Source organism: Candidatus Korarchaeota archaeon NZ13-K (assembly GCA_003344655.1).
Classification (GTDB): Archaea; Korarchaeota; Korarchaeia; order Korarchaeales; family Korarchaeaceae; genus Korarchaeum.
This window is the reverse complement of the sequence record MAIU01000056.1, coordinates 1-7,794: the sequence shown is the minus strand read 5'-3', so window position 1 is coordinate 7,794 and position 7,794 is coordinate 1. Positions and strand designations below refer to the sequence as shown.

Below are 7,794 nucleotides of genomic sequence, written 5' to 3'. Positions count from 1 at the left end.
TGCTTTCGCTGCTGGCCTGGGATTGAGGGCGCTGGCGGTGTCCAGGATAGGCCACGACATGCCGGATGATATGCTGAGGACCCTCGCGGAGGAGGGGGTGGACCTCTCGGGGGTGAGGAGGTCCTGCGAGAGGACCACCAGGTTCCTCATAAGGAGGGGGAGGGGACCCTCATGCCCAACGCTGCTCGCTAGCAGGTGCAGCGAGATGGAGGCTAGGGATCTGGAGGGGATCAATGCGGATGTCATCCACCTGGGCCCCGTCGCCGGTGAGATAGGTAGGGAGGTCGCTTTGGAGGCCACTAAGCTCTCTGAATGCGTTCTGCTCGATCTTCAGGGTGTCCTGAGGGTCTTCGAGGGTGATGGTGTCAGGCTCTCAGGAGAGGGGTTGAGACAGTTCCTAGGGATCGATCTTGTGGTCCACCTAAACGGGGAGGAGGCAGCAGCGGCCGCGGGGAAGTCTGATCCTTTGGAATGCCTCAGGACCCTATCCAGGCACTTCAGGGTTGTCTCCATAAGCTTGGGCGATGAGGGGGCCCTCTTCGGGTTCCCTGAGGGTCTGATCAGGGCGACGGCCCCTAGGGTAGAGGCCGTTGATGATGTGGGAGCGGGTGACGTCCTGACCGCAGCCCTCGGCATAGCCCTAGCCAGGGGATACGGCCCGGAGGATGCCGCCAGGTTCTCGGTGGCCTCCGCAACAGCCTCAACTTTGAAGGTAGGGCCTAGGAGGGTGGAGGCCTCCTTGATATCCTCCCTCGAGGGGAGGGTCTCCTTGAGCTGGATTTAGTGACGTCCTCTCCCGACTAAAGTCGGGAGCTTCCAGTTCTCCGGGACTTCATCCGTCGCCGTCCGTCCCGTTTTGCTGGAAGCACACCCTACGGTGCGAGGTTCCGGCGTTCACCTGGGGCTTCACGCCCTCAGCCTCATCCGCCGGTTCGGGGGCGTCACTGCTCCCCCATCCCATGCCTCTCGTTAAGGCATGGGCTACTTATACACTCTGAGCGTGAAGCTCCGTCATCGGGAACATCCCAGCTAAATCTACCCAAAGCTATATTTAAGCTTTGCCCATTCATCCCCTAACTGAAGTTAGGGTTTTTCTGGGCACCCTTTTTATAAAAAGGTTCATGGTCCCGGGCCGTGATCGCCTTGCCCGGGGTCATCGTGACTCATGGTGACGTCGACGGAGTGATAAGCGCCGCCATAGCTGGCAGGCTCCTAGGGGGGAGCTTCGATTATCACTTCTCGGGCCCCAGCTCAATCGATAAGAAGCTCTCGAAGCTGAGGATGGATGGGGGAGAGCTCATAATCCTGGACATAGGGCTCAACAGGTCGAAGCTAGATGCCGTTGAATCCTACCTCAGGAGGCTCTCCTCGAGAGGGGTGAGGGTGAGGTGGTTCGACCATCACATCTGGGACGATGAGGTCATCTCCAGGATCTCCGGGGTGGCCGAGCTTAGGGTGAGGCCATCAAGCAGCAACGCCAGGCTGATCCTAGAGGAGCTCGGCGGTGGGGAATTCGAGGAGGCGCTCGCTAGGATAGCGGATGATGCCGACACAGGGAGTTACTCCATGGAGATCTCAAGGCTCTACAACGCGATCTCTATGGACAGGGGGATGAGGAGGAGGCTCCTCGAGGCTCTGGTGAGCGGTCTTCTGATGAACGATGAGCTAAGGGCTTTTGGGGAGGCGAAGATGAGGGAGCTAGAGGATCAGGTGCTGGAGGGCCTCAAGAGAGCTTCCGTCAGGATGACCAGGGGAGGGATGAGGTTCTGCGTCATAGACTTGAGGAAAGGGGGCCCGGGATCCCTCATCGCTAGGAGAGCGACCAGGGAGCTCGGGGTTGACTTCTCACTCGTGTTCAACTGCAGGAGGTTCTCCCTCTACTCCGGCCTCTCGAGGGACGCCGACCTGAGGAGGATCTGCGAGATGTTCGGAGGGGGAGGGCACAGCTACGCGTGCGGCGGGAGGCTGAGAATTCATCCGATAAAGAGGCTGGCCTGCAGGATCCTCAGGAGGTTCTATATGCCCTCTGAGGTGAGGGAGCTGATTAAAGCCATAGAGGAGAGCTTCTAGGCCCCTTCCACCATCCCGAAAACTTTTTATCATCTAAGATCGATGCCTCGGGATGGCGATGAGGTTTCATGGGATAATACCACCCCACGTGACCCCTTTCACCAGGGAAGGGGAGCTGGATCTGGCTTCCCTGGACAGGCTCCTCGACTTCTGGCTGGATTCGAAGGTGCACGGTTTGGCCAGCTGCGCGAGCAACGGGGAGGGTCCGATGCTCGATGAGGATGAGAGGGAGAGGGTTCTCAGGTTCGTCGTGGACAAGGTCGGGGGAGGGGTCCCAGTCATAGCGGGCGTGAGCAGCCCCTCGACCAGGGCTATACTGAGGCAGGTGCGGCAGGCCGAGAGGGTCGGCGTCGACGGGATCCTCCTGACCCCACCCTACTACTTCAAGCCGAGCCCGAGGGAGCTGCTGGAGCACTACAGGCTCATCCTCGGATCCACAGGCCTCCCGGTGATACTCTACAACGTCACTAAGTTCGTCGGTTACGACGTGCCCTTGGACGTCGTGGTCAGGCTGGCGGATGAGGAGAACTTCGCCGGAATAAAGGAGTCAAGCGGGTTGATCTGGCGCATCTCAGAGCTGATAAGGCTTCTCGATGGGAGGGGCTCCGTGCTGGCCGGAACCGGGGATCTCGTCCTAGACACCTTGGTCTTGGGAGGCCATGGCGGAATAGTAGCCGTCTCCATATTCGCCCCAGAGCTTGTGGTGGACCTCTACAACTCATTCATGGCCGGGGACCTGAGGAGGGCCTCCAGGATACAGCTGACCCTGACCATGCTGAACGAGGTCGTGGTCAAGAGGTACAACCAGCTGAGCGCCACCAAGGAGGCCCTGAGGCTGAGGGGGCTCCCCGGCGGATATGCGAGGATGCCATCGCAGCCGCTCAGCGAGGAGGAGAGGGAGGAGGTGAGGAGGGCCCTCCAGTCAGCTGGGCTCCTCTGATCACCAAACCTTCGTTCCCTCTGGGACCTCCTCCGGCACCTCTATGAGGTGGACCCTTCCGCCCTCCTCCTCAGCGAGCAGGAGCATCCCCCTGCTCTCGACGCCCATCAGCCTCTTGGGCTTAAGGTTGAGCACGAATATCATCTTCTTACCTATCAGCTGCTCCGGACTCACCTGATCCGCTATGCCCGTCACGACAGTCCTTCGCTCGCTTCCGAAATCGACCTCCAGTTTAATCAGCTTCCTCGACTGGGGTATCCTCTCGGCCCCCAGAACCCTCCCGACCCTGAGGTCGAACTTCCAGAAGTCCTCGACATCAAACAAAGGAATCACCTCGGAACGATCACTATCTTCCCGAACATATCGCTCCTCTCCATCCTCTCATGAGCCTTCCTGGCTTCCTCCAGCTTGAATACTGAGTCTATAACGGGCTTGAGCCTTCCGGCCTCGAAGAACCTGAGTACCTGCATCAGCTCCGCCCTGCTCCCCATGTATGATCCGATTATCCTCAGCTGCCTCGAGAAGACGTACCTCACGTCTATCGTCGCCTGCTCCCCCGAGGTGGCGCCCACGCTGATCATCCTTCCCCCAACCCTGAGGCACTTGAGGCTTGTCATCCAGGTGGCGCTGCCCACCGAGTCCACCACAACATCAACCCCCTCTCCGGTGAGCTCCCTGACCTTGGCGACGACGTCCTCCCTCTTCCTGTTTATGACATGATCAGCCCCTATGCCATAGGCCCTCTCCACCTTCCAATCGTCCCCTACCGTGGCTATGACCCTGGCGCCGTGAAGCTTGGCTATCTGTATCGAGGAGATCCCCACACCGCTTCCCGCGCCCCAGACGAGCACCCACTCCCCCTCCTTGAGATCCGCCAGGGTCCTCAGCATGTGCCAAGATGTCAGGAAGACCATGGGAATCGATGCCGCCTCCTCAAAGCTCAGGTTGCTTGGCTTACCCAGGATGGCCCTCTCCGGATGGGCCGTGAGCTCAGCGTATCCTCCATCCACGTGATAGCCTGGCATCCTGTACTGCCTGCACATGCTCTCCCTACCGCTCAGGCAGTACTCGCATTTCCCGCAGCCGTAGCCGGGAGCCACTATCACCTCCTGACCAACCCTCACGTCGCTGACAGCTCCCCCGACCTCCCTGACGACGCCCGCTATATCGGAGCCGAGTATCCTGGGGAGGGTGACCCCCCTCAGGCCCATCCTGACCCATATGTCGAGGTGGTTCATTGCGGCCGCTCTGACCTCTACGAGCACGTCATTCGGTCCCAGCTCGGGTTCGGGGTAGCTCTCATCGTACTCGAGGACCTCAGGGCCCCCGTGCCGGCGTATAACCACAGCCCTCATGATGACCCCCGGCGGTGTGGGGGGAGAGAGCTTAAGCTTTACTGATGGGAGAGCCCGCTACAGCATCGTGTAGATGGCCCCGAGGATCAGCATCACTAGAAGTATGAAGAGGACCCATTTTATGATGCCCGCGGCCTTCTCCATGAGCAAGACGAATATCATGAGCTCTATTATGAAGGCGAGCGTCTCAGCTGTCGCACCCGTTATACCCAGCATGCCCATGATGGGAACCAGTATTGAGCTCAGCAGGCGGTGAATCCAGCTCGCCAGCTCGAGGAACATCTCCAGCATGAACTTAACGGCCGCTGAGAAGTCCTCAACCATCCGGAGACCGGGGTCCAAGATGGTAATAAAGTTTGCGACACCTCGAGGCACTCGAGAGGCGAGCGGCTGGGCTTTCTCATCAGCCCTCCATGGGAAGGGGACCGGATAAACTTTTATCGATGATGGATGTTGCAGGAGAGATGCTACTGGGAGAGCTCGCGGCACTGGCCAAGAGGATAGCATCCACGAGCTCTAGGCTTGAGAAGGTGGAGCTGGTCGCCTCGATGATAAGGGAAACAGATCCCGAGGAGGCTGAGAAGGCCCTCCTCATTTTGACTGGCCGCATATTCCACCCTCACGATCCGAGGGAGCTCAACGTCTCCTGGGCGACCCTCTGGAGGGTGGTGGAGTCCCTGACGGGTGATGTCGAGGTTGAGGGCGCGGATGCGGGCGAGATGGTCGAGTCGGCGCTCAGGGGGAGGAGGATCAGGCAGACCCCTCTCCTGGATGAGGGGCTCACGGTGAGGAGGGTCTACGAGATGCTTGAGGCGATGGCATCGGCTGAGGGCCCGGGATCAAGGGGAAGGAGGGAGGAGATCCTGAGGAGCCTCCTCTCAGTGTGCAGCCCGGAGGAGGCTTGGCTCCTCTCGAACGCGATAGTGGGGGAGCCCAGGCTCGGGCTGAGTGAGGGCCTACTCATCGATGCGATCGCCAGGGCCTACAGGATAAGGAGGGAGCTTGTGGAGAGAGCTGCCATGGTCATGGGGGATCCATACGAGATAGTTGCCTCCTCCGGGAGGCTGGAGTTCGAGCCCAAGGTGTTCAGGGCCCTCCGCCCCATGCTAGCCCAGTCCGTGGGTGACGTCAGGGAGGCCTTGGCGGAGCTGGGCAGGTGCTCATTCGAGTACAAGCTGGACGGGGCCAGGGTGCAGGTTCACTTGAGGGGCGATGAGGTCAGGATCTTCTCGAGACGCCTGGCGGATGTCACGGCCAGCATTCCAGATGTCGTGAGCTCCGTGAGGGAGGGGCTGGGGGTGAGGGAAGCGATAGTGGAGGGCGAGGTCATAGCTGAGAGGGACGGAAGGCCTCTCCCGTTCCAGGTCCTCATGAGGAGGTTCAGGAGGGTTAAGGTTGATCCTGAATTGATCGAGGAGATCCCCCTGGTCCTCTATCTCTTCGACGCCCTGCTGATAGAGGGTAGGAGCCTCCTGAATGAGGAGTACTCCCACAGGAGGAGCTTACTAGAGCGATTCGCGGGGGAGCCGCTGAAGCTCGTCCCATCCATCGTCACATCCAGCGCGGATGAGGCCGAGTCATTCCTGAGGTCCGCGCTGGAGGCGGGGCACGAGGGGGTGATGGCAAAGAAGCTGAGCTCTCCCTATGTGCCGGGGGTGAGGGGCAGGCACTGGCTGAAGGTGAAGGGATCTCACACGCTCGATCTAGTCATAGTGGCGGCTGAGAGGGGATACGGCAGGAGACACAGGTGGTACAGCGATTACTACCTGGCCGCCAGGGATGAGGGGACGAACGAGCTCCTGGTCGTGGGGAAGACCTTCAAGGGGCTGACGGATGAGGAGTTCGAGTGGATTACCAGGAGGCTCGAGGAGCTCGCGATAAGGAGGAGGGGGAAGTTGATAGAGGTGAGGCCCGAGATAGTCGTCGAGGTGGAGTTCAACGAGGTTCAGAGGAGCCCGAAATACAGGAGCGGTTACGCCCTGAGGTTCGCGAGGATAAGGAGGATAAGGGATGACAAGACCCCGGAGGATGTTGACACGCTGGGCAGGATCAGGGAGATTTACATGAGGTCCAGGGGAGAGAGCTCGGATGCTAGCTCGTCCTCCAAAGATCAGCTATGATCTCCGGTCACCTCAAGCAGGGGTCCCGCTCTGAAAATATCAAAGGTCCTCTTTCTACCGGAATGACCGGTCTCGGAACTCCACCTCTTAGCATCAGGTAGACGATCCATGGCGCCATGGATCCCGCTTTCTCATAAACACCTTTTCTCGCTGAATGAATTCCAGCTTCAACATGCTCACATCCTCGATGACTCACTCCCCCGCTAAGGCATCTCTCGGAATCCTCGTAACCTTAAATCACTGAAAGAGCGCTGAAGACTCACCGGCCTATCTCCTCCATGAGCGCATTCACATGCCCCACAAGCTCCTCCAACGAGTACCTCTTCCTGACCAGTGTGTAGTGATAATTATCCTTCCAGATCTTCCTGGCCCCGGGTGATAGGAGACTAGCTAGGTTATGTCTCGTTACGTGGAGGTCCATTGAACCGACGTACATCCTCACGCTCTCCCCGTCCACGTGCCCCAGTAATCGCAGATCCAGGGCAGCCTTGAGCACGTCATGCAGATTGTACCTTAAATCTGGACCGAAGTCCCTCGCAACCTTGTGGGTTATCTTCGACGCCAATTGGTAACCCAGTTCCGTGATCCATGCCTTAGCCTCGAAGCCGAAGGCATCCTTCAGCATCACCTCCTCCCTCGGCATCTCACCCGGGTCTAAGGAGACCTCTAACCTGATATAGTCTATCCTGGGATTCCTGACACCCATCATCTCCTCGAATACGCCCCTGAGCCTCGTTATGAGATTGTGATTCCTCATTCCGAGGAACTCGTAAAAGGGTCTCCCATCGTACCTGGTTATGACGGGCATGCGCAGCGATAGGAGAGTCGGAAAGTGGTCCTTCTCCCTATCGTACTCAATCACAAAAATCTTCATAGTCCTCTCAGGGGTTATCGGTAGGTCCAGCGTGAGCCCCTCCTCAGATAGCCACATGTTGAACTTCAGCATCTCCCCGATCAAGACCCGCTTCGATGTGACCCTCCTGTGCCAGGCGGAGTCCAGGTCGAAGGTCAGCCTGGGCGGCTCAGCGTAATTGATCATGTAAACGTAGTTCAGGATGGAGTCACCACCGAAGAACAACCTATCCCCAAAATATTCGGAGAGTAGTTTGAGCAGCCTCATGATCTGCCAGACCCTCTCAAGCCCCCGTGCCACAGCATGCAACTCCCGCCTGTCCATCCCGCCCTCGGCCCCGGGGAGTTTACGGGTCACATCCAGCAGGAAGCTGAACTGAGGAGTGATGGAGCGGATCCTAGCCTTCAGATCCTCAAGCAACCTCCCCATCCTCTCATCGTCGGAGCCAGACCTCAA

The 7,794-nt window shown here is 58.9% G+C and carries 8 protein-coding genes; 4 read left to right on the top strand and 4 right to left on the bottom strand.

Annotation, left to right across the window (positions count from 1 at the left end):
- The first annotated feature begins 22 nt into the window (after window positions 1-22).
- The 3 genes from BA066_05880 to BA066_05870 all read left to right on the top strand — a co-directional run bounded on the left by BA066_05880 (window position 23) and on the right by BA066_05870 (window position 3,010).
- Window positions 23-784 carry a hypothetical protein gene (locus tag BA066_05880; GenBank protein ID RDD53170.1) on the top strand — a complete coding sequence of 254 codons (762 nt, stop codon included), beginning with the start codon at window positions 23-25 and terminating at the stop codon, window positions 782-784.
- A gap of 359 nt (window positions 785-1,143) precedes the next feature.
- Entirely contained in the window at window positions 1,144-2,070 is a 927-nt protein-coding gene (locus tag BA066_05875; protein ID RDD53169.1) for a hypothetical protein, read from the top strand.
- 52 nt (window positions 2,071-2,122) lie between these two features.
- Entirely contained in the window at window positions 2,123-3,010 is an 888-nt protein-coding gene (locus BA066_05870) for a dihydrodipicolinate synthase family protein (protein ID RDD53168.1), read from the top strand.
- Here BA066_05870 and metG read toward each other — a convergent pair whose 3' ends face one another.
- The 3 genes from metG to BA066_05855 are packed head-to-tail and all read right to left on the bottom strand — an operon-like array spanning window position 3,011 to window position 4,689.
- Entirely contained in the window at window positions 3,011-3,343 is a 333-nt protein-coding gene (gene metG / locus BA066_05865; protein ID RDD53167.1) for a methionine--tRNA ligase subunit beta, read from the bottom strand.
- On the bottom strand, window positions 3,340-4,365 hold the full coding sequence (locus BA066_05860; GenBank protein ID RDD53166.1) for an alcohol dehydrogenase: 1,026 nt from the start codon (window positions 4,363-4,365) through the stop codon (window positions 3,340-3,342). Before BA066_05860 ends, metG begins: the two co-directional genes overlap by 4 nt.
- Before the next feature lie 57 nt (window positions 4,366-4,422).
- Window positions 4,423-4,689, bottom strand: coding sequence for a hypothetical protein (locus BA066_05855; GenBank protein RDD53165.1), 267 nt, complete (start codon window positions 4,687-4,689; stop codon window positions 4,423-4,425).
- An 89-nt stretch (window positions 4,690-4,778) separates the two neighbouring features.
- Between BA066_05855 and BA066_05850 the strand changes: the two genes are divergently transcribed.
- The gene (locus BA066_05850; protein RDD53164.1) at window positions 4,779-6,485 is read left to right on the top strand and encodes an ATP-dependent DNA ligase; all 1,707 of its coding nucleotides are present in this window, start codon (window positions 4,779-4,781) and stop codon (window positions 6,483-6,485) included.
- A gap of 259 nt (window positions 6,486-6,744) precedes the next feature.
- On the opposite strand, the gene BA066_05845 is transcribed toward BA066_05850, so the two are convergent.
- A complete protein-coding gene (locus BA066_05845; protein ID RDD53163.1) occupies window positions 6,745-7,794 on the bottom strand; it encodes a hypothetical protein in 1,050 nt (349 codons plus the stop codon).